This is a genomic window from Marinobacter sp. KM021, assembly GCF_050707965.1.
GTDB lineage: Bacteria > Pseudomonadota > Gammaproteobacteria > Pseudomonadales > Oleiphilaceae > Marinobacter > Marinobacter shengliensis.
On record NZ_CP136129.1, the window covers coordinates 2258658 to 2283351 of the forward strand.

The 24694-nt window shown below is 58.5% G+C and carries 17 protein-coding genes; 8 read left to right on the forward strand and 9 right to left on the reverse strand.

Going from position 1 to position 24694, the window contains the following annotated elements; genetic code table 11:
* Positions 1-29: 29 nt before the first annotated feature.
* Positions 30-578: a cytochrome b gene (locus tag RVM24_RS10600; RefSeq protein ID WP_061331596.1), complete on the reverse strand. Its 549-nt coding sequence runs from the start codon at positions 576-578 to the stop codon at positions 30-32.
* Between the two features lie 598 nt (positions 579-1176).
* Between RVM24_RS10600 and RVM24_RS10605 the strand changes: the two genes are divergently transcribed.
* Complete coding sequence (locus RVM24_RS10605; RefSeq protein WP_061331597.1) at positions 1177-2460, forward strand: EAL domain-containing protein; 1284 nt, start codon at positions 1177-1179, stop codon at positions 2458-2460.
* Here the strand turns inward: RVM24_RS10605 and RVM24_RS10610 are convergent.
* The 8 genes from RVM24_RS10610 to RVM24_RS10645 all read right to left on the reverse strand — a co-directional run bounded on the left by RVM24_RS10610 (position 2448) and on the right by RVM24_RS10645 (position 14827).
* On the reverse strand, positions 2448-4214 hold the full coding sequence (locus RVM24_RS10610; RefSeq protein WP_374812316.1) for an SLC13 family permease: 1767 nt from the start codon (positions 4212-4214) through the stop codon (positions 2448-2450). The two genes, RVM24_RS10605 and RVM24_RS10610, sit on opposite strands and share 13 nt — an antisense overlap.
* 95 nt (positions 4215-4309) lie before the next feature.
* Entirely contained in the window at positions 4310-6205 is a 1896-nt protein-coding gene (gene parE, locus RVM24_RS10615; RefSeq protein ID WP_374812318.1) for a DNA topoisomerase IV subunit B, read from the reverse strand.
* 100 nt (positions 6206-6305) lie between these two features.
* Positions 6306-6803, reverse strand: coding sequence for a protease complex subunit PrcB family protein (locus RVM24_RS10620; RefSeq protein WP_061331600.1), 498 nt, complete (start codon positions 6801-6803; stop codon positions 6306-6308).
* Entirely contained in the window at positions 6800-9424 is a 2625-nt protein-coding gene (locus tag RVM24_RS10625; protein WP_374812320.1) for a S8 family serine peptidase, read from the reverse strand. The genes RVM24_RS10620 and RVM24_RS10625 overlap by 4 nt, the downstream gene beginning before the upstream one ends.
* Before the next feature lie 295 nt (positions 9425-9719).
* Entirely contained in the window at positions 9720-11771 is a 2052-nt protein-coding gene (locus RVM24_RS10630) for a TRAP transporter large permease subunit (protein WP_106694974.1), read from the reverse strand.
* A 15-nt stretch (positions 11772-11786) separates the two neighbouring features.
* Positions 11787-12797, reverse strand: a complete 1011-nt coding sequence (locus tag RVM24_RS10635) for a putative solute-binding protein (protein ID WP_106694973.1) — start codon at positions 12795-12797, stop codon at positions 11787-11789.
* A gap of 63 nt (positions 12798-12860) precedes the next feature.
* Entirely contained in the window at positions 12861-13925 is a 1065-nt protein-coding gene (locus RVM24_RS10640) for a hypothetical protein (RefSeq protein WP_061331603.1), read from the reverse strand.
* Positions 13926-14206: 281 nt separating this feature from the next.
* Complete coding sequence (locus RVM24_RS10645; RefSeq protein WP_138437157.1) at positions 14207-14827, reverse strand: TetR/AcrR family transcriptional regulator; 621 nt, start codon at positions 14825-14827, stop codon at positions 14207-14209.
* A 132-nt stretch (positions 14828-14959) separates the two neighbouring features.
* On the opposite strand from RVM24_RS10645, the gene RVM24_RS10650 reads away from it, so the two are divergent.
* The 7 genes from RVM24_RS10650 (at position 14960) to RVM24_RS10680 (ending at position 24670) form a co-directional block, all read left to right on the forward strand.
* Positions 14960-16756 (forward strand): acyclic terpene utilization AtuA family protein, encoded by a 1797-nt coding sequence (locus RVM24_RS10650; RefSeq protein WP_374812322.1) that lies wholly within the window; start codon positions 14960-14962, stop codon positions 16754-16756.
* A 226-nt stretch (positions 16757-16982) separates the two neighbouring features.
* Positions 16983-17849, forward strand: a complete 867-nt coding sequence (locus RVM24_RS10655; protein ID WP_286251095.1) for an SDR family oxidoreductase — start codon at positions 16983-16985, stop codon at positions 17847-17849.
* A gap of 9 nt (positions 17850-17858) precedes the next feature.
* Complete coding sequence (locus RVM24_RS10660; RefSeq protein ID WP_374812324.1) at positions 17859-19475, forward strand: acyl-CoA carboxylase subunit beta; 1617 nt, start codon at positions 17859-17861, stop codon at positions 19473-19475.
* 30 nt (positions 19476-19505) lie between these two features.
* The gene (gene atuD, locus RVM24_RS10665; RefSeq protein ID WP_072676656.1) at positions 19506-20666 is read left to right on the forward strand and encodes a citronellyl-CoA dehydrogenase; all 1161 of its coding nucleotides are present in this window, start codon (positions 19506-19508) and stop codon (positions 20664-20666) included.
* Between the two features lie 182 nt (positions 20667-20848).
* A complete protein-coding gene (locus RVM24_RS10670) occupies positions 20849-21667 on the forward strand; it encodes an enoyl-CoA hydratase-related protein (RefSeq protein WP_106694969.1) in 819 nt (272 codons plus the stop codon).
* Between the two features lie 211 nt (positions 21668-21878).
* The gene (locus tag RVM24_RS10675; RefSeq protein WP_374812327.1) at positions 21879-23849 is read left to right on the forward strand and encodes an acetyl/propionyl/methylcrotonyl-CoA carboxylase subunit alpha; all 1971 of its coding nucleotides are present in this window, start codon (positions 21879-21881) and stop codon (positions 23847-23849) included.
* Entirely contained in the window at positions 23846-24670 is an 825-nt protein-coding gene (locus RVM24_RS10680) for an SDR family oxidoreductase (protein ID WP_374812328.1), read from the forward strand. The genes RVM24_RS10675 and RVM24_RS10680 overlap by 4 nt, the downstream gene beginning before the upstream one ends.
* The last annotated feature ends 24 nt before the right edge of the window (positions 24671-24694 follow it).

Here is a 24694-nt window from a genome sequence, read left to right on the forward strand (position 1 = left end):
TGGTTATCGTTTCGGTCTTCGGATCTGCGTCAACCGCGGCCAAGCATGCGCCTGAGCGTGGCATCCCGATCAATAAAATGGTGTTTCAAGGCCGCCAGGGCATGCAGCCCGGCCAACCCGACCAGTGCCCAGGTGCTCCAGTAATGGACCGCACCCGCGGTGTCCTCCATCCCCCTGATCCGGCCGGTGACTGAAGGCACCTCAAACCAGCCAAATACGCTGATGGACGAGCCATCGGCCGTGGTAATCAGGTATCCACTGATCATGGCTACGAACAGAAGCAGATAGAGCAACCCATGGGCCCCATGGGCGGCAATCACTTCCCACCGCTGATGCTCAGGCAGCGGCCTGGGAGGCGGAGTCACAACTCGCCACAACAGCCGGGCCACCACCACTATGAACAACAGGATGCCAATGCTCCGGTGAATGTGTGGGCCCTGTCGGTACCAAGGGTCATAGTAGGACAGTTCCACCATCCACCAGCCGAGCCCGAACAGGCCAATGACCGCCAGCGCCACCAGCCAGTGCAAACTGACAGCGATCAGACCGTAGGCGGTGTTGGTATTTCGTAATTTCATGATTTGGGAAATCCTCCATCCCTGGACTGAGCCACCCTGTGCGACTGATACGTTTAGGTCAGTCTAGGCCCCGAACTGCCGGGTGAAAATCAAAATATTCTGCCGGGATGCATCAAATTATCTGATCAAGTCTCTGGCGGACACCGGGGCTGGCACTGGCCACTTTGGTCGAATACGGGTTCTACGGATTGTGCAAATTCACAGCAACGCTAAACTTCTCACATACTTTAATTCGCCCCGTCGGGGGCCTCAGTGACCGAGAGGAAACGACATGGAACTGGAATTCGACGAATCCGTAGTAGTACCCAGCAACAATTAATATGCTCCATTCTGAACCCCCGGCCTGCCGGGGGTTCTGCTCTCCAAAGCCCCGCCCCGAATTCCCCATACCAACACAAAGTCACAAACTGTTTCGAGTTTTACCGGTTAAACAGTGGTAATGATTCCTGTTTTTTGGCAATCTGCGCTTTAGCTAAACAGTTAACGCCTTGAAATACAGGCAAACGTGCCAGGGATGTGGGCACTCTGGCTAACAGTTCAGTGGTCAGCACCACAACTGCTGCTCCTGATGCGTTCGTTAAACGGTTCAGACTCGCCTATGTCCCACAGCCTTACCGATATCCTGCCAGCGCCAGAACTGGACCTGCTCTCGCCCATGCTCACTCAGCAAGGAGAGACCTGGACAGCCGATTTCAGAGGGCTAAAGCTCAGAACCGCCCTGCAACCGATTTACAGCATCTCCCACAAACGGACCGTTGGTTATGAGGCCCTGATCCGGGCGTTCGACAACGACAACGCGGCTGTACTTCCCAACCACCTGTTTGAACTTCCGGACACCGACGCTGAAAACCTTCTGCTGGACCGGCTGTGTCGATACCTGCATATTCGTAACTACAGCGGCATAAAAGATCAGCTGAACTGGCTGTTCCTGAACGTATCCCCCCGGGTGGTGACCAGTGGCAGCCAGTCGGATTCGTTCTTTGGGGCGCTTCTGAAGAAAACCGGGCTACCACCCCATCGAATTGTGATGGAGATTGTTGAGCAGCCCACAGACGATGCTGAGAGACTGAAAGATACCGTCGCCTACTACCGGAAACTTGGCTGCCTCACCGCGATCGATGATTTTGGTGCTGGCCACTCGAATTTCGAGCGAATCTGGAACCTGTCGCCAGATATCGTCAAACTGGATCGTACGCTGCTGACCCGCGCCACTGACGATCAGCGGGCACGGCAGATTCTGAATGGCATGGTGTCACTGCTTCACCAGTCGGGATGCCTGGTACTACTGGAAGGCGTGGAAACCCGTGATCAGGCCATGATAGCCATCGATGCTGGCGTGGACTTTGTACAGGGATTCTATTTCCGGCGCCCTTGCCTTGAACTCGGGGAACTGCCCCACACGCCCGCAGACCTCGAAGAATTACTTCAGGAATACAAGAAGCGCAAACAGATCACCCAGGACCCCACACAGCAACTGGTCAACTATTTCAACGGGCCGTTCCGGCGGGCCATTGAACGGCTGCAGGACGGCAGCCTGATGTCACAGGCCTGCTTTGAACTGCTGAACCACCCCGCCGTATCCCGCTGCTATCTCGCGGATGACAAGGGCATCCAGATTGAAGACACCCTGGTCTCCGACTCCGCCATTGAGAAGCGGGACCCCCGTTTCCGGCCGCTGGAGAACACCACCAGCGCCGACTGGTTCCGCCAGCAATACCTGCGCCAGGCCCTGGCTCAGCCTGAGAACCTGCACGTTACAACACCCTACCTGTGCGTAACCGGCGCCTATATGTGCGTCACCCTGTCACTGGCCTACCAGCATAAGGGGCGTTTGCAGGTTTTGTGCTGCGATATCCTCGCCAACCCCCATCAAACACCGTAAACCACAGAAATAACTCCAACCGTCACCAGGCCGATAAAGACATTCATCGGCAAACCAACCCGGATAAAATCGCTGAAACGGTAGCCTCCCGGCCCGAACACCATCATGTTGGTCTGATAACCCAGTGGTGTGGCAAAGCTTGCCGAAGCGGCCATCATCACCGCTATGATAAACGGCTCGGAATCCACGCCCATCGCAGACGTGAGCGATAGCACCACCGGCACAATCAGGACGGCGGCTGCGTTATTGGTGATGACTTCCGTCAGCACTGACACCACCAGGTAAACCAGCAATAACGCCAGCAGGGTGTGGCCATCGCTCAGGCTGAACACCGCACCGGCCAGATAACTCGCCGCTCCCGTCTGTTCCAGCGCTCCGCCCATGGCAAAGGAAGCGGCGATCGTGAGAATCACCGGAACGTCTACCGCTTTCTGGGCCTGGCCAACCGTACAACAGCCGGAAAGGATCATCACGAATGCTCCTACCAGGGCAGCGTTGAGCATCGTCATGATGCCGCAGGCGGCAAGCCCGACCAACACCAGCAAAATGCCCCAGGACAACCAGGCCCGGTCATGGCGCGGCGCTTCTGTCTCAAGGTCGTTGATCAGCAGGAAATCCTTGTTGTATCGCTGCCGGCTGACAAACGCAGGGCGAGCTTCCAGTAACAAGACATCACCGGGTTTCAGGCGAATGTTGCCCAGGTTACCCGGCACCCGTTCACCTCCCCGCGCAACCGCCAGCACCACGGCACCGTAGCGGTCCCGAAACCGGGCATCCCTGATGGTCTGGCCAAGCACATCAGACTGGGGCGACAACACGGCCTCCACCAAACGTCGTTCGGCGCGGTCCTTGCTGAGAGACGGCTCATCATCATGCACCGAAGGCACGATGCCGTTGATCCGCAACAGATCAGAAATTGCCTGGGTATCGCCGGCGAACACCAGGCGGTCACCGCCCCGAAGACGCTCTTCCGATGGCACCGCCGTCACCACGCTGCCATCCCGCTCAATTTCAACCAGGTAGAGTCGATCCAGCTCCCGCAGCCCGGCCTCACCTACGCTTTTGCCGACCAGCGGCCCCTCGAACGCGACCGCCACTTCCAGCGTAAACTCTTTGACCGAGCCGAACTTCTGCTGGTCTTTACGGTCTGGCAACATCCGCGGCAGTACCAGCAACATCACAGCAACCCCGATGATCGCAACCGGCAGCCCAACCTGGGTAATGGCGAAAATTGAAAAGCCTTCTTCACCGGTCAGCTGCTGGTACTGACCATTGACCACCAGGTTGGTACTGGTACCGATCAGGGTGAGCGTTCCGCCGAAAATGGCGGCATAGCTGAGGGGAATCATCAGCTTGGAAGGGGCAATTCCAATCTTGCGGGACCAGGCATGAACGGCCGGAATCATGGTGGCAACCACCGGCGTATTATTCAGGAAGCCACTGAGCAACGTGACTGGTAAGGCAATGCGGGCCTGGGCCCCGCGAACGGTTTTCGGGCTGCCGAGAATGTAGTGCACCAGGAGGTCAACACCCCCGGAATGGTGAACACCGGAGGCCACCACAAACAGGGCAACCACTGTGATCAGCCCCGGATTACTGAAGCCGGCAAGGGCCTGTTCCGGGCCGATGATACCGCTGGCACTCAGCACCACCAATGCCGCCATCATCACCAGATGCGGCGCAAAGCGGCCAGAGCTCATCAGTACCAGGGCGGCACCCGCCAACCCAAGGGAAAACCATCCGTGCCAGTCCATAACTCGGTTATTCCGGTTAGAAAACTGGCAGGATAGCGGCCCTCATCAATTCTGAGAAAGAATAAGTAATGATTTTTATAGCACTGCAGGGAATATCAAACCGCAATATCCGCCATATTGCCGTAGGCTTCCAGCCAAACCCGGCGGTCTGAAGCCCGCTTCTTGCCCAGCAACATGTCCATTCGCTCATCGGTGTCATCACCCTCTTCCAGGGTGAGCATCACCAGGCGGCGAGTGTCTGGCGCCATGGTGGTTTCGCGCAATTGCAGGGGATTCATCTCACCCAGGCCCTTGAAACGGGTCACCTGAACCTTGCCCTTCCGCTTCTCGGCTGCCAGGCGGTCGATAATACCCTGCTTTTCGTGCTCATCGAGGGCATAGAAGGTTTCCTTGCCCAGATCCACCCGGTACAGCGGCGGCATGGCGACAAATACATGGCCGGCAGAAACCAGTGGTCGGAAGTGTTTTACGAACAGCGCGCACAGCAAGGTGGCGATATGCAGGCCGTCGGAGTCGGCATCCGCCAGGATACAGACTTTGTTGTAGCGCAACCCGGTAAGATCCTCTGAGCCCGGATCAACACCGATGGCCACGGCAATGTCGTGAACTTCCTGGGAAGCCAGAATTTCACCGGAATCCACTTCCCAGGTATTCAGGATCTTGCCCCGCAGCGGCATCACCGCCTGGAATTCCCGGTCCCGGGCCTGCTTGGCGGAACCGCCAGCCGAATCACCTTCCACCAGGAACAGTTCTGAACGGGTGGTATCGGCACCGGAGCAATCAGCCAGTTTGCCGGGCAACGCCGGGCCGGAGGTCACCTTTTTGCGGGCCACCTTCTTGCTGGCCCGCAGCCGGCGCTGGGCATTGCTGATAAACAGCTCAGCCAGGGCCTCAGCAATATCGGTGTGCTGGTTCAGCCACAGGCTGAAGGCGTCTTTCACCACGCCGGAGACAAACGCCGCCGCCTCACGGGACGACAGCCGCTCTTTGGTCTGGCCGGAGAACTGAGGCTCCTGCATCTTGAACGACAGCACATAGGCCACCCGCTCCCAGATATCCTCGGGCGACAGCTTGACCCCCCGGGGTAGCAGACTACGGAACTCACAGAATTCCCGCATGGCTTCCAGCAAGCCCGTGCGCAAGCCATTCACATGGGTACCGCCCTGGGCGGTGGGAATCAGGTTGACGTAGCTTTCCATGACGGCATCGCCGCCCTCCGGCAGCCACTGGATCGCCCAATCCACCGCTTCCTTATTACCGGAGAAACTGCCGGTGAAGGGCTCAAGCGGCACGGCTTCGATGTCTGCCAGGGCAGTACGCAGGTAGTCCCGCAAGCCGTCCTCATAGAACCACTCGTCTTTCTCGCCGGTTTTTTCCTGCAGGAATGTCACCACCAGGCCCGGGCACAGCACCGCCTTGGCCCGCAGGTTGTGCCGCAGACGGCTGACGGAGAAATTGGGACTGTCGAAGTATTTCGGATCGGGCGTGAACTTCAGCCGGGTACCGGTGTTGCGCTTGCCAACGGTATCGATCACTTCCAGCTCGGAGGCCTTGTCGCCGTTGGCGAAGGTCATCCGGTGAACCTGGCCGTCCCGCCGGATGGTCACTTCCAGATGGGTAGACAGGGCGTTAACCACAGACACACCCACCCCGTGCAAACCACCGGAGAAGTTGTAGTTGCCTTCGGAGAACTTGCCACCTGCGTGCAGGCGGGAGAGGATCAGCTCTACCCCCGGAACGCCCTCTTCCTTGTGGATATCGACGGGCATGCCGCGACCATCGTCTTCCACACTCAGCGAGTTGTCACTGTGCAGGATCACATCAATCCGGCGGGCATGGCCGGCCAGCGCCTCGTCCACACTGTTATCGATGACTTCCTGAGCCAGGTGGTTCGGCCTTGAGGTGTCCGTGTACATGCCCGGGCGTTTGCGCACCGGGTCAAGACCGCTCAGAACTTCAATGGCATCGGCGTTGTATTGTTGCTGGCTCATAGTGACGGCATGGCTCCGCAAGTGGTCGTTAAAACTGAGCCATAGCTTAGGGATTCGGGCTGAAAGATCAATGTTTGTTTTGTGGCTACGCCAAGTGGTTTTAGTTTCCGAGCTCTTTCAACAACGGCGTTCCAGACAACCCGGATACTTCCAGGCGCTGCCACTGGCTGTCCGCTACCGCAAGCACCGCGCAGGGCGAGGTAATCACCTGCGCCACCATCATGTCCGGCGCGGGCGAATTTACCTTCATGGCCAGTTTCAGGGTTTTCCTGTCCGCCGTGGCAGACTCAAGCCCAACGCTATAACCGGCGGTTGGCTTCTGGCCCAGGGTGACAATCACCAGTGACTCTTTCTCAAGATTAACCTGGCGAATAATACCGGTTGCCATATTCTGCCCGCCAATATCCAGCAATGCCTCCAGTTCCGAACCGGTCCGCACGTGCGCGACGCCTGGTCCGGTCAGGCCACAATGGGCAGACTGGGTTACCTGGCGCACCTGGGGCTGCATGCCGGCGTTTTCACCGCCGGTGGCACTGCAAGCCGTTATCAGGGCCGCTGCCAGCGGCAAGGCAAACAGCCGGGGAATGCGATCTGTCATTGTGTCGTCCTGGGTCGGTTATCACTGTTATTGCGAGCGCTGTCGCGCTCTGGCGTGATCAAACGGTAACCCTGAAACCCCGGCCTGGGCAAGATGTCCGGGGTTTCCGCAGAAATCGTCGGGCGGGTAAAGCTGGTGGTCATCCGGAGATCGGAAAGGCTTTGGCCTTCCTCAATCGTAATTACCTCCCGCAAACCGGAAATCGGGTATTCCGCGCAGGCCTCACCGGGCTGACAGATGATGCCGTCGCCATCAATATCCGTGCCCGCCACCAGAAAGTAGTCGCCCGGACTGACTTCATTGAGCCTGCGAGGCTCCTCTCCATCCCAGGATTCAAAGCGGAAACCGTAGCTGCCATTGGAGGCCTCCACAGCAACCTGGGCCTCGGCCCAATAGAAACCGTCATCATCCGGAGTGGTGTCCACCAGCAGGACGAAGTGGGTGCCGGCGTTGCGGGCCTGTTCGTCGCTGATGAGCTGGGCTATAACGGGGATTCGAACGGACCGCTCCTGATCCGAGTCATAAGTAACCACGACATCGCCCCTGTAGGCAGTATCCGGTTCGATCTCCGACTCCACCAATGATACATTGAATACATACCGCCCGTTCTCAAGGGTCGGTTGGTTTGAGCTGAGCCAGACAAGGTTTTCGGTAAGAACAACGTTGGAAATTGAGCCATCACCAATCTGGTTCAGGGTCACCGTGGCACTTGTCACCCCCTCATTGCTGAGCGAGACCTGGGACGGCGATGGCGACAGAATCGTTACGCTGCCTTCCAGATTTGCCTGAAGCGCCCTCGCGGCATCGAGAACGCCATAACCCAACTGGTCGTTTCGGCTTCCCGGATAATCGGTGAGTTCGCCGCTTTCCAGCAGGGCTCGAACCTCGCTGTAGTTGAGGGTGTCTTTCTGGGCTTTCAGCAGTGCCATGACGCCCGACACATGAGGCGTGGCCATAGACGTACCCTGCAAGCCCGCATAACTGGCAACGAATTGACCGGCCTGCCCCACCGCACTGGTACTCCAGATCAGATCGGCGCGGCCATCGTTATTGCCATCCCGGCTGGCATCTCCGCCGGGTGCTGCGAGATCAATCCAGCTTCCGAAGTTTGAGTAGGACGACAGTCGACCTGCGGCATCCACGGCACTGACCGCCAGCACGTTGGGTGATGCCGCCGGGAACGATTGCGTGGACGTTGCTGAGTTTCCGGCTGCGCCGACAAAGATCATGCCTCTCCCTACCCCAAAGGCAATCGCATCTTCCAGCGCCTGAATCCTCGGCAAGCCACCGAGGCTCAGATTGACCACGTCGGCGCGAGGCGAACTCAAAGCAGGAGATTGGCCTGTCACCCACCGTATAGCATCAATCAGGTCGGTGGAGGAGCCGGTTCCACCTTCTCCCAAAACCCTGACAGGAACGATTGCCGATCCGAAAGCAACCCCTCCAATGCCTTCACCATTAACCACCGCAGCCACCGTTCCAGCAACGTGAGTGCCATGAAACACGTTGGAGCCAACGCTGCTACCCGGATCCCTGGGAAAATCGTCGCCATCGACAAAATCTTTACCATCGACCACATTTTCATCGAGGTCCAGATGCCAGGGGCGAGCGTCTGGATCTTCGCTAAAAAGCCCGCTATCAAGCACTGCAACACGCGCCGTCGTCCCGCCTTCAGGCACCAACTGCCAGGCACCCGGCGCGTTAACCAGATCGTAGTGCCACTGCAAACGGTACAGAGGTTCATCCACCGGCGAGCTCTGCATGCTCGACATCTGATAGTTTGGCACCGCGTCTTTGACACCCGGCATCTGCCGAAGCTGGGTAATCCAGGACAGGGTTTCCGCCTGCATTTGAGTCGCACTGACAGCACGGGAAGACGCCTGGGCAGGCATCCGCATCAACCAGTCCGCGCCGCCCAGGTGCCGCTCAGCGTTGGCCGTGCCGGCGGCCATTGAAGACATAGCCCCAGGGGCACTGGAATCCAGCGTGACGATGGCTTGTTGCGGTAGAAACTGATGATCCGGCCAGTCAAGGCTCAGGCTGTCGAGTTGGGTGTCGGCGGCTTTGACCAGCACGTAGCGGGCAGGGCCGTCTCCGGTCACACTGACTTCAACCGTGTAATTGGCTACAGCAGCAGTATCATCCAACCTGATGCTCACTGAGGGTGTTTCCGGGGAGGTTTGCTCTGGTTGCGGAGTCTCTCCATTTCCACTCACCCGCAACTCAAGCTCCGCAACTCCATCACGGCCGCCAAAATTTCTCAGAATCACCGTTTCACCCGGCCCCATCGGCACGGTGTAGGTATCTACCGGGTCAGCCGCGTAACTGAACAATTGGCCGTTGAGCAACGGATAGGAACCATTTCGCGAACTGACAAACCCGGCAAGAACAAAACTGGCCGGCAGGGTTTGGGCACCCGAAGCAGGGCTGGCATCGGTAAACCGCAACTGATCCATCGTGTCCTGATCAATCCGGCTGCCGGATTCGATACTGATCACACCAGATAAAGGGCCAAGATCAATGGCCGGGGGCTGGGATTCAGAACTTCCGGAACCACCACCGCATCCTGCGAACAACACCACTCCCGAAAGCACAAGATACTGCGGCAATGTTCTTCTCACGGTTACCCTCTTTACCTATTTTTTTATGAACGTCCTTATCCATACGCAGACTATAGAACAAAAGTTCCAAAATCGTTTAATCCCGGCTCGGGTAAAATGAGCGCGAGGATGGAGGAGCAGGTTGGAGGGGCTTTCTGAAACCCTGCGGAGCCATGGATGGCGGAGCGGAGCGTACATGGACGTATTCACAGCGTGTTTCAGAAAGCCCCTCCAACCTGCTCCGTTTGCCGAAGTTAAGCCCAAAACAAGAAAACCCGTGAAGCAGAACTCCACGGGCTTTCGGTCTTCACGCCAACTACAAGGCGTAGAACAGCATCGGCACAAAGGCCACTAGCAGCAAGCTGGGTATCATCACCGCCAGCGGCAACAGCAGGCGCTGGTAACGGTGCCAGAAAGTACCCGTGCGCTCTGCCGCCAGCACTTCAGTCTCACCAACCACCTGCCGCGTTAACAGATGGTTCAGGGCCACAGGCGGGCTCAAGTAACCCAGCTCGAAGGCTACCAGGCACACAATCCAGAAGTGCAGCGGGTCTACGCCAATCTGTATTGCTGGCTGGGCGATGGTGGCCGATACCAGAATCACCGCACCGAACGGGTCCATCACCATGCCGATCAGCGTCAGCATCACTACGATGACCATCATGGCAATCCAGGGGCTGGTCAGGGTCTCCGGGAAAATCGCATGGACAATGTCGGAGCGCTCCAGAATACCGCCCAGGCAGATGGAGAAGCCGATCAGGGCCAGCAGCGCGCCGATGTGAACGGCTGAATCACTGGCAGCATTGCTGCTGCGTTCAAAGAACGTTTGCATCCGGGAAACAGAAAGTTCCTTACTCTCCTTTCCAGAGTCCAACACCACCAGGGCGAGCATCACCAAAGGCAGAATCATCGGCGCACTGTACTCATTGAACTTCAGGCCCAGGACCACCCAGATTGCAAAGATCACAGCGGCGGCAGTCAGTGCATAAGGTACCAGTGGCAACAGTTGTTTCAGCGCAAGACGCAAAGCACCCGGTGCCGGCCTGGGCTTCCAGTTACCTTCGGTCTTGCACACGATGAACGAGAACAGGCTGGCAGACAGAATGAACACCCAGAAGCCCCAGCCGTACATTTCAGAGGTGGTCACTTCTTTGTTCAGTGCTGCGATTACCACAATCAGCAGGCACGGGTTGAGCACCACCCCGAGACTGCCTGACATCGCGGTGGTCGCCAGGGACAACTGCCGCCCGGCACCCGCTTTTCTCAGTTCGTCATACACCACACCACCCACGGCAAGAATAAAAATACCGGAGGCACCCGTGAACGCCGTCGGGAAGGCGGTGGCAAAGATAATCACTGAGGCCAGCATAGGCGCCGGCAGATTGAACGGCTTGACGATGTTCAGCAGCAATTCCGGCACCCGGGTCTGCTTGAGCATCATGCCCACCAGCACATAAAGGCCGATGTTGATGAACATGGAAGACAGGTTCGCCATCATGCCGAAGTAGATCGCCAGGCCCGAAGTGTAGCCGTCCACAAAGAAGAAGTAGGACATGGCTATCAAACCCATCATGCAATACAACGGGATGACCAGGCTCGATGACAAGCTCAGGCTGCCGGGCTTCATGCGCTCGGGTATGTGGAAGAAGCGAATGGCGTTGATCACCATGAACATTCCGAATACACCGGCCCAGGCGTATTGCAAAATCATAGTGTTTTCCGTGCCCGGCGATGTCGATAATCGCCCGAGATAGGCGTTCAGGGACAGCACCATCAAACCGTTGACGATGAACTGCACGCCCTGGCTCAAGCGCCACTCTGACCGGTTGCGGGACAGCCGCAGGGCAATGTGGTCCGCGTCCAGCGCCGAGATCGCAGCAGCCATGGCAAACATGGCGATGAACAGGTACTTGGTCAGTTCAATGTTGTCCAGCAGAAAGCCAGCCAGTCCCTGTTCAAAACTCTTGTAGGCACCCAGTGCCCATGTGGCGTGCTTCTGGTTCTCGGCATACATCAGGTGGCGCTGCTCACACAGGGCCACGTTGCTCTGCAGAGACTGCCTCAGCGCATCCGCATCTGGTGGGGAGCTGAACAAATCGTCCGGATCAGGCTTGTAAGCCTGAATCCTGCGCTCAACCTCGGCATCCACATCCACGAACATATTACAGGTGGGTTCGGTCGCATCCGGGTTCAGCAGATAATAGTTCGGCCAGACCTGCTCACCAATCCACAACATTCTGGAGTGCAGGGAATTCCCCATGCCCAGCAGCAGAGTTGACAGGAGCAAAAGCAGTAGAATAACCCCATGTATCCTGTGTACGGGGTAGAGCGTCCTTGCACCAGAGGCAGTCATCGCGCGCCAGTTCATGTGTTTTCTCTCCGATTATTCCCGGTTGTCAGCCGTGCACTCAGACGCGCCCGGGTTACTGGCGCAGCGAATTTTGCTCAACAGACTCATCATGCGTGGGTCGTACACACTCGGTGCACCGTTCACGCCATCACGCATTTCCAGACGGTTTTCACGGAACATCTCCTGGTAGCCAGTAATGTCCTGGTCCGGAATTCGAATCCATTGCTTTTCAGGGATCGCTTTCTCCTGGCTCTCGATCAGGTTCATCGCCTGCGGGAACATATCCCAGGCCACTTCACGGGATTTCTGCGCGGTGTCATCATCCAGAACGCCTTCGCGGGCAATGATCTGGATAGTCAACTGGGCCAGTGGGTAGTCAACAATACCGCCTTTATCACCGATACCCTTGTATAACTCGAGGGCTTCATAGGCGAACGCTGGCGCATAGGCGGTATCAACGGAGCCGTTATTGAACTTACCAGCGAAGTTGGTGATATCCGATGGAACCACCGTTGCCTTAACGTGATTCACCATATGAATGGCATCACGCTGATAATCGAGAGTGGCCATTCGCTTCCCGGCCAGTTTGCTTGCGGTGTTGATGCTTCGGTCGTTGACGAACAAATACCCCGCACCGGCCGGCACAATCGCCAGCACTTCATAGCCGCCGGACTTCATCAGAGATGCCGCCCTGGGCTGGGCCAGTGTCGCCAACAAGGTTTCCAGGTCATCATAGGTCGGAATGGCGCCAACCGCACTGACACTGCCCGTAAACTTGTTGAACGGCCGAGTCCGGATATCGGTTGCGGCAACGGCGTCACACTGGCCGGCGTTAAAATCACCAACGGCCACACCTTCGTCGGTATAGGGGCGAAGATTGAAGTCCACTCCATGGGCTTTCATTTCCAGGGCGTAGTCTTTGACCAGATTGTATACGTCGCCGTTGGCGCCGATAACGTCAAACACACACATGGAAACTGTCTGGGCTGATGCCAACGGAGCAGCAACGGCCAACGACAGAGCGGCAAGGGATTTACGGATCATGACGACCTCCGGGTCATTCTTGTGTTTATCGTTGAAACTGGGTCAGGGCCTGGCGGCCTGCTCTCAGAGCAGGTCGTCCAGGTCCATGGTTTCGGTATTGGTTCTGGCGCGTTCCGGGCTCATCTTGCCGAAGAAATTGCGCGGCGTGCGGTGACCATATTCGGCAGTCCAGTGCTTGTCTGAGGAAAACTGAACGATGGTTCGAGCCACTTCATCCACCAATCGGTAATCGTCCCATACGTCGATTCGGTCGTCGGCGTCGGCGAAGTGCGCAATGGCATCGGCGAGCACATCAGGGCGTCCAAAGGTTTCAGCAGCTACGATCTGAACCGCGTGGGATGCCCGAATACCCGCATTCACGCCCATTTCGGAGCTGTTCTCAAGCACCTGCCAAGGGTCAGGCGACAGCTCGGGACGGGTATCGGGCAACAGCAACCAGACCAGCGCGCGAACAGCATTGGGCAAACCGCCCCATTTTTCGTTGTCAACACATTGCGCGGCACGCTCTGCCCTCGGCGCTATATTACGAGGCACGCCTGCAAGCGCACCTGAGTTGGAGTCGTTCACGATGGCCTGCATACCGGTCAGAAGCCCCAACAGAAACGTCAGTTCGTCCTGATCGGTAAACAGGAAAGGGCACTCGATGGGCTCGGCAGCCGGATCAAAATCGTAGGCTGCCATGGCCCGAAGATAGGCATTGTATCGGCGCGAGGCCGTAGTGGCGTACAAACGCTTGGCGCGCTCACGGGCGTCTTTTGCAGCAGGCACATCGCCATTGTACTGGGCACGGAGATAGTCCAGTTCTGCGTTCCAGGCACGGTATTCCATGCAATTGCCGGCCAGCAGCATAAGCAGTGACCCGGTGCTGTCAGGCGCGGAGGTTACGCGAGAAAAGGAGTAGACGAGAGGATCAGTACCCTCACCCAGCGCGCACGCCATTTCAGTGTCCGACATCTGCAGCACATAAGGTGTTGCCTCAGACTCTGCGTAGCTGGAGAGCACCATACCCGTCGTCGTATATATGGGGTTGGCGGAGCAGCCGGCCAGGACCATCGCCAGTCCTGCAAGTGCGAACTGTTTGAGCAGGGCCGAACTACGGCCCACTAGGGAAACCTCTGGGTAGAACATAATTTGCCCTGTCTTGCTTTGTTTTTGTCAGTAAGGAATGACGAGTGTTTTTTTATCACATATTCGCGTCGTCAAACCGTGAACCAGAACCTTCACAGCCAACATCCGGGCTGTTCCCCGAGGAACTGGTCTCTACGACGCGAAGAATGCTTTGATTTTTGTCAGACAAGAATGGCTGGAATGCCGAAAATTATATGCCGATCGGGCCAATGGCCTCTAAGGAAAGCACAAAAATTTAAACTAATTGATATAAAACAATAAGTTCCAAAGGTAACCTGTTGTTACAGTCCGAGCATCGCCATGACTTGATCGGTCAACCCGTCCAGCGTCAGTCCACCGCGCTCGGGTTTGTACCAGGTCACCGTCCAGCTCAGCGCTCCGGTCAACATCCGCCTTACGATAAAGGGATCCGCCTTGAGCTGGCCAAGCTCGTTAAGCTCCTCCAAAACAGATAGCCACAGCCCTTCGTATATCTCCCGCAATTCCAGCACCTGGACCTGAGAGCCCTCCGAGAGACTACGCCATTCATAGACCAGCACTGCCATGGCTTCGCCAGTCTGGCCATTAATGGATTCCAGCTCACTTCGCACCAACGCCCGAAGCTTGCCCCGGGGGGACTCCTCGCTGTCGGCTGCCGCCTGCATCAAAGCGGTATTGAGACGGATGGTCTCAACCATAACCGCCTTCAGAATTTCCTCTTTGGTTCGGAAGTGATGGAACAGACTACCGGACTGGATGCCGACGGCTGCCGCCAGATCACGCACAGTGGTGCGCTCATAGCCTTTGTCCCGGAATAACCTGGCGGCTTCCTTTAACAAGCGCCCGCGGGCACTGGCAGGGTCGGAAACGAGCTGTTCGGCAATCAAGGACTGAAGAATCTGGTTCTGGTTCACAAAGGCCATCCGGTTGTCTTGGTGGGACTTTTTATTCTACCCGAGATTTGCCTGTTTACAAACCAAGCGCTTGCTTGGTATTGTCATTGTCAACGTTGGATAACTTCCCGCCGACGCGGGCTTCACAACAAGGCCAAGAACATGTCACACGCCAACAAAACCATCCGCATCGGTTGCTCCGCCGCTTTCTGGGGTGATACCGAAACGGCAGCCGCCCAGCTGGTGCACCGGGGCAACATCGATTATCTGGTGGCCGATTATCTGGCCGAGATCACCATGTCCATCATGGCTGGCCAGAAGATGAAGGACCCCACCCAGGGCTATGCCCGGGATTTTGTGGAAACCGTTATGGCGCCTTTGCTGGGCGACATTAAAGAAAAAGGCATCCGGGTGCTGGCCAACGCCGGCGGCGTGAACCCGGTGGCTTGCCGGGATGCGTTGCAGGCGTTGTGCGAAAAAGCGGGGGTCGATCTGAAAATCGCCCTGGTGCTGGGCGACGACCTGCTGATGAAGAAAAAGAAGCTCGCCGATGCCGGCGTCACCGAGATGACCACCGGCCAGCCCTTCCCCGCCATGATGGTGAGCCTGAATGCCTACCTGGGCGCACCAGGCCTGGTGGCTGCCCTGGAACAGGGTGCCGACATCATTATTACCGGCCGGGTAGCGGACAGCGCGCTGGTGCTGGCGCCGCTGGTGCATGAATTCGGCTGGCGCTGGAACGATTACGACAAACTTGCCCAGGGCAGCCTGGCCGGGCACTTGCTGGAATGTGGCGCCCAGTCTACCGGTGGCAACTTTACCGACTGGGAAGATGTGGCCGACGGCTACGCCAATATGGGCTTCCCCATTGCTGAGATGAGCGCCTCCGGCGACTTTGTAATGACCAAGCCCGAAGGCACCGGCGGTCTGGTCAGCCGGGGCACGGTAAGCGAGCAGTTGGTGTATGAGATTGGTGATCCAAGGGCCTATCTGCTGCCCGACGTTACCTGCGATTTCACCCAGGTTGCACTTGAGGAAATCAGTAAGGATCAGGTTCGCGTTTCCGGTGCCAAAGGTCTGCCACCTACCGACAGCTACAAGGTATCTGGCACCTGGCCGGATGGCTTCAAGTGCACGGTCACCTTTTTGCTCGCTGGCATAAACGCGCCCGCCAAGGCTCAGAAAGTCGCAGAGGCGATTCTTGGCAAAACCTCGGTGATGTTTGTGGAGCGCGGCCTGCCGGATTATTCCGAAACCAGCATCGAGTTGCTGGGTACCGAGACCACTTACGGCGCCCATGGCAAGGGCGATCAATGCCGGGAAGTGGTGGTGAAGATTGCCACCGCCCACCCGAAGAAAGAGGCACTGGTGCTTTTTTCACGGGAAATCGCCCAGGCTGCCACGGGGATGGCACCGGGTATCACCGGCATTGTCGGTGGTCGGCCAACCGTTTGGCCGAAGATTCGTTTGTTCTCTTGCCTGGTACCAAAATCGGAAGTGGCGGTTTCGGTGGATCTGGCAGGCGAGAAGTCTGAGGTGGTGGTGGCTACCGAGGGTGGTTTCGATCCGGGTGCTCTGGCGGCTGAGCCGGAGTCACGGATGGAGGTGGCGGCGGATACCACGGTGCCGCTGATCCAGCTGGCGTGGGCCCGGTCCGGGGATAAGGGTGATCACAGCAATATCGGGGTGATTGCGCGGGATCCGGAGTATGTTCCTTATATTGAGGCGGCGTTGACGGAACAGGCGGTGGCAGATTGGATGGCGCATACGTTGAATCCGGAGTCTGGCAAGGTGACGCGCTGGTCTATGCCAGGGTTGCATGCGTTCAATTTCATGCTGGAGCACAGTCTTGGGGGCGGTGGTGTGGCCAGTTTGCGGATTGATCCGCAGGGTAAGGCGTTTGCGCAGCAGCTTCTGGAGTTTCCTGTGCCGGTGCCTTCGAATTTGGTAGCACAATGAACATTCTAATCACTCTCCGGCGCAAGCTTCTTGCTTGGGGCTCAGGCCCACAACTTGGGTGGCGGCACCCTGGTGGGGGAACGCCCTACAAAAAGCGCTCCTGCGGCACATCCATGTGGCGCTTCGCTCCGGCCATCCATGGCCTACGAGATTTTTGTAGGGCGTTCCCCCACCAGGGCGCTCCGACTTTTTACGTGGATTCTTTGTATTCAGATAAGGAACTTTTATGAGTTATCAGTCTGTTCTTCGCCCGGGCTTGTTTGAAGGCCAGGTGTTTATCGTGACCGGCGGTGGCTCCGGTATTGGCCGCTGCACGGCTCACGAACTGGCGGCGCTCGGTGCCCGGGTTGCGCTGGTGGGTCGTAAGCAGGAGAAGGTAGACGCGGTTAAGGCCGAGATTGAGGAAGACGGCGGTATTGCCAGTGCTCATGCCTGCGATATCCGTGAGGAGGAGTCGGTCAAGGCGACGGTGAAGGCGATTATTGAGACCCACGGTGGGCTGAACGGGGTGGTGAACAACGCCGGCGGGCAGTTTGCGTCTCCGTTGACGGGGATTAACCAGAAGGGTTGGGAAACCGTGGTGCGCACGAATCTGACCGGTGGTTTTCTGATTTCCCGGGAGGCCTATACACAGGCCTTGAGCAAATCCGGCGGTTCGATCGTGAACATTGTGGCGGATATGTGGGGCGGTATGCCGGGCATGGGCCACTCAGGGGCCGCCCGGGCCGGGATGGTGAATTTTACCCAGACGGCGGCGGTTGAGTGGGCGCCGTCCGGGGTTCGGGTGAATGCGGTGGCGCCGGGGTGGATTGCTTCCAGCGGGATGGATAATTACCCGGCTCATATGAAGTCGTGGATTCGCAGCCTGGCGGATGCGGTGCCGATCAAGCGGATGGGTACGGAATCGGAGGTGAGTTCGGCGATCTGTTTCCTGCTTAGCCCGGGGGCGGCGTTTATCAGTGGCGATTGTCTGCGGATTGACGGTGCGGCATCCCAGGGCGGGCGTGTGTGGCCGATGCCGAAGGCGAAGAACAATGAGCCCTATAACGGTTTCCATCGGGCGGTAACGCCGAAAGTATTGAGTGACGACTGAGGATTTCCCATGCAGGTACTGGAAACAACAATAAGCCCCCAGTCCGACGAGTTCCGGGCCAATGTAGAGGCCATGGAAGCCCACATCACCACTTTCCGGGACGTGGAGCAGAAGGTGCTGGACCTGGCAGAATCGGCCCGGGAGAAATTTACCAAGCGGGGCAAATTGCTGCCACGGGATCGCATCAATCGGTTGCTGGATCGTGGCAGTGAGTTTCTGGAGCTGTGCTCCCTGGCCGGTTACAAGATGCACGATGACAAAGACGGCTCCATGGCCGGTGGCGGGATTATTGCCGGTATTGGCAGGGTAGCCGGGGTGCGCTGTCTGGTGGTCGCCAGCAACAGCGCCATCAAGGGCGGAACCATTACCCCCGCCGGTCTGGACAAGACCCTGCGCCTTCAGCAGATTGCTATGGAGAACAAGCTGCCGGTGGTGTCGCTGTCAGAATCTGGCGGCGCCAACCTGAACTACGCCACGGATATTTTTGTGCTGGGCGCCCGGGGGTTTGCCAACCAGGCGCGGATGTCCGCAGCCGGAATTCCCCAAGTGACCGTGGTGCATGGCAACGCCACCGCCGGTGGTGCTTATCAGCCGGGTCTGTCGGATTATGTGATCACTGTGCGCGAGCAGGCCAAGATGTTCCTGGCCGGCCCGCCACTGCTGAAGGCGGCCACGGGCGAGGTCGCCACCGATGAAGAACTGGGCGGTGCAGAAATGCACGCCACCGTGGCTGGCACCGCTGAATACCTGGCCGAAGACGACGCCGATGGCATCCGCCAGGCCCGGGAAATTCTCGGTGCCCTGCCCTGGAATGAAAACCTGCCGCTGCGCCAGGAACCCCAGTGGGATGAGCCGCTGTATCCGGCTGACGAGCTGCTGGGGGTGATTCCTTCGGACGCCAAGAAACCCTACGACGTTCGTGAAATCCTCGCCCGCATCGCCGACGGCTCCCGTTTCCTGGATTTCAAGAACGACTACGACAACCAGACCGTGTGCGGCACCATCCGCATTCAGGGCCACAGCGTGGGCATCATCGGTAACAATGGCCCGATCACACCGGCCGGCTCTACCAAGGCTGCGCAGTTTATCCAGCTGTGCGACCAGGCCGGTACGCCAATCCTGTTTCTGCACAACACCACCGGTTTTATGGTGGGCACGCATTCCGAGCAGAACGGCATCATCAAACACGGGTCCAAGATGATTCAGGCCGTGGCCAATTGTCGGGTTCCGAAGCTCGCGGTGGTGGTAGGCGGTTCCTACGGCGCCGGCAACTACGCCATGTGCGGCCGGGGGCTGGACCCGAGATTCATCTTCGCCTGGCCCAACAGCCGCACCGCCGTCATGGGCCCGGCCCAGGCCGGCAAGGTGATGCGCATCGTGGCTGAAGAAAAACAACGCAAAAGCGGCATCGAGCCGGACGAAAAAACCCTGTCGTTCCTGGAGCAGGCCACAGCCAAGAAACTTGAAGACGGCTCCACCGCCCTGTTCGGTACCGCACGGCTATGGGACGACGGTTTGATCGATCCACGAGATACCCGGCGCGTGCTGGCCATGGCGCTGTCGGTTTGCCGTGAAGCCGAACAAAGACAACTACGACCCAACGTTTACGGCGTCGCCCGTTTCTGATTTCCACACTGATTGACTGGGAGAACAACAATGAAATTCACAGCCGAACACGAAGCCCTCAGAAAAACCGTCCGCGATTTCGTGGAAAAGGAAATCAACCCACACTGCGACGAATGGGAAGAAGCCGGCGAGTTTCCGATTCACGACCTGTTCAAAAAGCTCGGAAACCTGGGCCTGCTGGGCATCCAGAAGCCGGAGGAATACGGCGGCATGGGTCTGGACTACAGCTACAACCTGGTCGCGGCCGAGGAACTGGGCATGGCCAAATGTGGCGGTGTACCGCTGGCCGTGGGCGTGCAGACCGACATGTGTACCCCCGCCATCGCGCGCTTCGGCTCCGACGAACTCAAACGGGACTTCCTGGCTCCGGCCATCGCCGGCGATATGGTGGGCTGTATCGGTGTGAGTGAAGTGGGCGCAGGTTCCGACGTGGCCGGCCTGAAGACCACGGCGAAGAAAGACGGCGATGACTACGTCATCAACGGCTCCAAGATGTGGATCACCAACTCGCCGAAGGCGGACTTCATGTGTCTGCTGGCCAACACCAGCGACGACAAACCCCACAAGAACAAGACCCTGATGATCGTGCCCATGAACACCCCGGGCATCAGCTTCAGCCCACACCTGAATAAGCTGGGTATGCGTTCGTCTGAAACGGCGCAGGTGTTCTTCGACGACGTGCGGGTTCCCCAGCGCAATCGCATCGGTGCCGAGGGCACGGGTTTTATGATGCAGATGCTTCAGTTCCAGGAGGAGCGTTTGTGGGGCGCGGCCAATGTCATCAAGGCTCTGGAAAACTGCGTTACCCAGACCATCGAGTACTGCCGCGAGCGCAAGACGTTTGGTCAGCCGCTGATCGATAACCAGTACATCCACTTCCGCCTGGCGGAGTTGCAGACCGAAATCGAAGCCCTGCGAGCGCTGACGTACCAGGCCTGTGAGCTGCACGTTGAAGGCAAGGATGTCACCAAGCTGGCGTCCATGGCCAAGCTGAAAGCGGGTCGTTTAGGCCGCGAAGTGACGGACGCTTGCCTGCAGTTCTGGGGTGGCAACGGCTACATGTGGGACAACCCCCTGTCACGGGCTTACCGAGATGTGCGGCTGGTCTCCATCGGCGGCGGCGCTGACGAAATCATGCTGGGCATCATCTGCAAGCTGATGGGCACCTTGCCTGGCAAGAAACGCGACTGAGTTTGGAGTCAGGCCTCATGGTCAGGTAGGGCTTGGCGGAGGGCCATGAGGCGGGGATCCCTTTTCGGGACACGCCTACAAGCACGTCCATGTGGGCTCGTTTCGGGCCGTCCGTGGCCCTCAACGGTCCCGAAAAGGGATCCCCGCCTCACAGCCCCGAACATTTTACGTGGAGTCCTTTTATGGAACAGCAATTACCACAGTGTGAAACCCTGATACTTGAAAAACAGGGCCCGACGCTGCTCATTACGATTAACAGACCCGACGTCCGCAACGCCATGAGCCTCCACATGGTCGCGGAACTGTCCACCGTGTTCAGCGAAGTCGAACATGACGACAGCATCCGCGCCGTCGTCATCCGCGGCGCCGGTGGACACTTCTGCGCCGGCGGCGATATCAAAGACATGGCCGGCGCCCGGGGCCAGAAAGCCGGCGAAGGCCGCGACGACCCGTTCTACAAACTCAACCGCGCCTTCGGCCAGATGATCCAGCAGGTCAACGAATCCGCCAAAGTCGTCATCGCCATCACCGAAGGCGCCGTCATGGGCGGCGGCTTCGGCCTGGCCTGCGTCTCCGACCTCGCCATCGCCGGCCCGACAGCCAAATTCGGCATGCCGGAAACCACCCTCGGCGTCATCCCGGCCCAGATCGCCCCGTTCGTCGTTGAACGAATCGGCCTGACCCAGGCTCGGAGACTGGCTCTTCTTGGTTTAAGAATCGACGCAGCGGAAGCCTGCACTCTCGGCATCGTTCACCAGGTTGCAGAATCCGAAGAACAACTGAACGACATGCTGAACCAGGCATTGGAACGCGTTCGCCTGTGCGCCCCGAATGCCACGGCAGAGACCAAAGCCCTGCTGCACCGGGTCGGCCATGAAGCCATGGCCGGTCTTCTGGACGATGCCGCTGAAAAATTTGCGGCCGCTATCCGGGGACCAGAGGGCATGGAAGGCACCATGGCGTTCATGCAAAAGCGTGAGCCAAAGTGGGCAAATAACTAGTCGGTCCACTTAATTAGGGCGGCGTGGGCCATGAAACATGAAGGCTTGCGTCTGAGTTAGCGGGAGCGTTGGTGGTGTGAGGGGCTCTCCAGAAAATCTCGGAGGCCATGGATGGCCGGAGCGAAGCGCACATGGATGTGCTCGTAGCGTTTTTCTGGAGAGCCCCTCACACCACCGACGCGGACGAGCACCAATACAAGAGATTTCGACAATGCTAAAAAAACTACTCATCGCTAACCGTGGCGAAATCGCCGTCCGGGTCATCCAGACAGCCAAGGCGTTGGGCTACCGAACCGTTGCCGTCTACTCCGAAGCCGACGCCAACGCCCTGCACGTTGAACAAGCCGACGAAGCCGTCTGCATAGGCCCGGCACAGGTTGCCGCCTCCTACCTGAACGCCGACGCCATCCTCGATGCCGCCGCCAAAACCGGCGCCGACTGCATCCACCCCGGCTACGGCTTCCTATCGGAAAACGCCAGCTTCGCCAAAGCCATCAAACAGGCCGGCCTAACCTTCGTAGGCCCGCCCGAAAACGCCATCGAACTAATGGGCAGCAAACGCCGCTCAAAAATCGCCATGCAGGAAGCCGGCGTACCGGTGGTTCCTGGATATGAAGGCCCTGGCAAAGGTAACGGGGCCAGCGACGACGAGCTCATCACCGCTGCCAAAGACATTGGCTACCCCCTCATGCTCAAAGCTTCCGCAGGCGGCGGTGGCCGGGGCATGCGCCTGGTGGAAAGCGAAAACGAGCTGGCCGACAACATCAAACGGGCCCGCTCAGAAGCCAAGCAAGCCTTCGGCGACGACGAGCTGATTATCGAAAAAGCCGTCATCGAACCCCGCCACGTGGAAATCCAGGTCTTTGCCGATCGCCACGGCAACGCCGTGTACCTGGGCGAACGGGACTGCTCCGTGCAGCGCCGGCACCAGAAAGTGGTTGAAGAAGCGCCCTCACCCTTTGTTACCCCTGAGTTGCGCAAAGCCATGGGCGAAGCGGCCGTCAAAGCCGCCCTGGCCTGCGGTTACGAAGGCGCCGGCACCGTGGAATTCCTGGTCGACAAAGACCGCAACTTCTACTTCTTGGAAATGAACACCCGCCTGCAGGTGGAACACCCGGTCACCGAACTGATCACTGGTCAGGACCTGGTCGCCTGGCAGCTGATGGTCGCCGAAGGCCGCCCGCTGCCGCTAGCGCAGGACGAGATTGAACTCAACGGCCATGCCATCGAGGTGCGCCTGTACGCCGAAGACCCGGCCAACGGCTTTACTCCACAAACCGGCACCCTGCATCAATTTACCCCGGCAGAAGGGAAAGGATTGCGCTACGACACCGGCGTGCGCTCCGGCGATGTGGTCAGCCCCCACTACGACCCCATGCTGGCGAAAGTCATTGCCTGGGGCCAGAACCGGGACGAAGCTCGCCGCCGGCTGATCCGGGCCCTGGAAGATACCGCCGTATTTGGTGTGACCACCAACCGGCACTTCCTCAGTCGCATTATTGCTGACGACACCTTCGGTGCCGGTGAAGCCACCACCGCGTTCCTGCAACAGGCGTTCAAGGATGATCCATCCCTGGCGCCCCAGCCGCTCACCATCCGTGAACTGGCCCTGAGCGCCTGCGTTCTCAGCTTAAGCGGCACAGGTCAGGAGGGCTGGAGCAACGCCCCGGCTACGGTCATGCCCATGAAGCTGGAAACTCAGGATGACAGCCTGGAACTGCTGGTCCGCCACAGCGGCCACACACTGCAAGTATCCCACGGCGAAGAACATTACGAGCTGCAGCTGCAAAGCCATGAACCTGGCCTGCTATGCATTATCGACAACGGGGTTCGTCAGCGGTGCCAATACTACCGGAGCGGAGATTCCCTATATTTGCAGGCATTCGGGCGCTCCTGGTCAGTTCGGGACATCACCCACCAGCCGGCACAGGGTGCCCAAGGCGCCGGCAGTGGCAAGGTACAGGCCAGCATGGACGGCGGCATCATTGATGTGTTGGTGGCCGAAGGGGATCAGGTTGAACAGGGCCAGACTCTGGTCATCCTGGAAGCCATGAAAATGGAGCACCCGGTGAAAGCCGATCGCAGCGGCACCATCGGCCAATTGCTCGCCCGGCAGGGTGATCAGGTTAAACGGGGCCAACTGCTGGTTCAGGTAGAAGCTAATGAGGAGGCCGACGCATGAGCCGACTCCATCAACGCACCGTGTTCATCACCGGCGGCAGCCGGGGCATCGGCCGCGCCATCGCCCTGGCCTGCGCCCGGGAAGGCGCCAATGTGGTGATTGGCGCCAAGACTGATACACCGCATGCGAAACTACCGGGCACCATCCACACCGTGGCGGAGGAAATCCGCAACGCCGGCGGCCAGGCGCTGCCGCTGGTGCTGGACGTGCGGGATGAACGCCAGGTAAGGCAACGAATGGAAGAAGCCGCCAATCATTTCGGCGGCATCGACGCACTGGTCAACAACGCGGGCGCCATCCGCCTGACTGGTGTCGAAAACCTGAAGGTAAGCCGCTACGACCTGATGCACCAGGTCAATGCCCGGGCGGTGTTCACTTGCAGCCAGGCTGCCCTGCCCTGGCTGAAGGAATCCGGTGGCCACATCCTGAGCCTGTCGCCGCCACTGAACCTGAACACCCGGTGGTTTGCCCAATACGGGCCCTACACCACCACAAAATATGGGATGACCATGCTCAGTATGGGTATGGCGGAGGAGTTCCGACGCTACGACATCGCCGTGAACTGCCTGTGGCCGAAAACGCTGATCGCCACGGCGGCCATCGAGTACGAAGTGGGCGGGCCGCAACTCATGGCCCAGGGCCGCAAACCGGAGATCATGGCGGATGCGGCCATCAGCATTCTCTCCCGCACCGCAGATGAACTGACGGGGCAGGCGCTGATTGATGAAGAGGTGCTTCGTCAGGATGGCATAGAGGATTTTGAACACTACCGGTACACACAGGGCGACAAACCGCTACTGCCGGATCTGTTCCTGGATTAGCCGCGGGGCTCTTTGTGTTGCTCC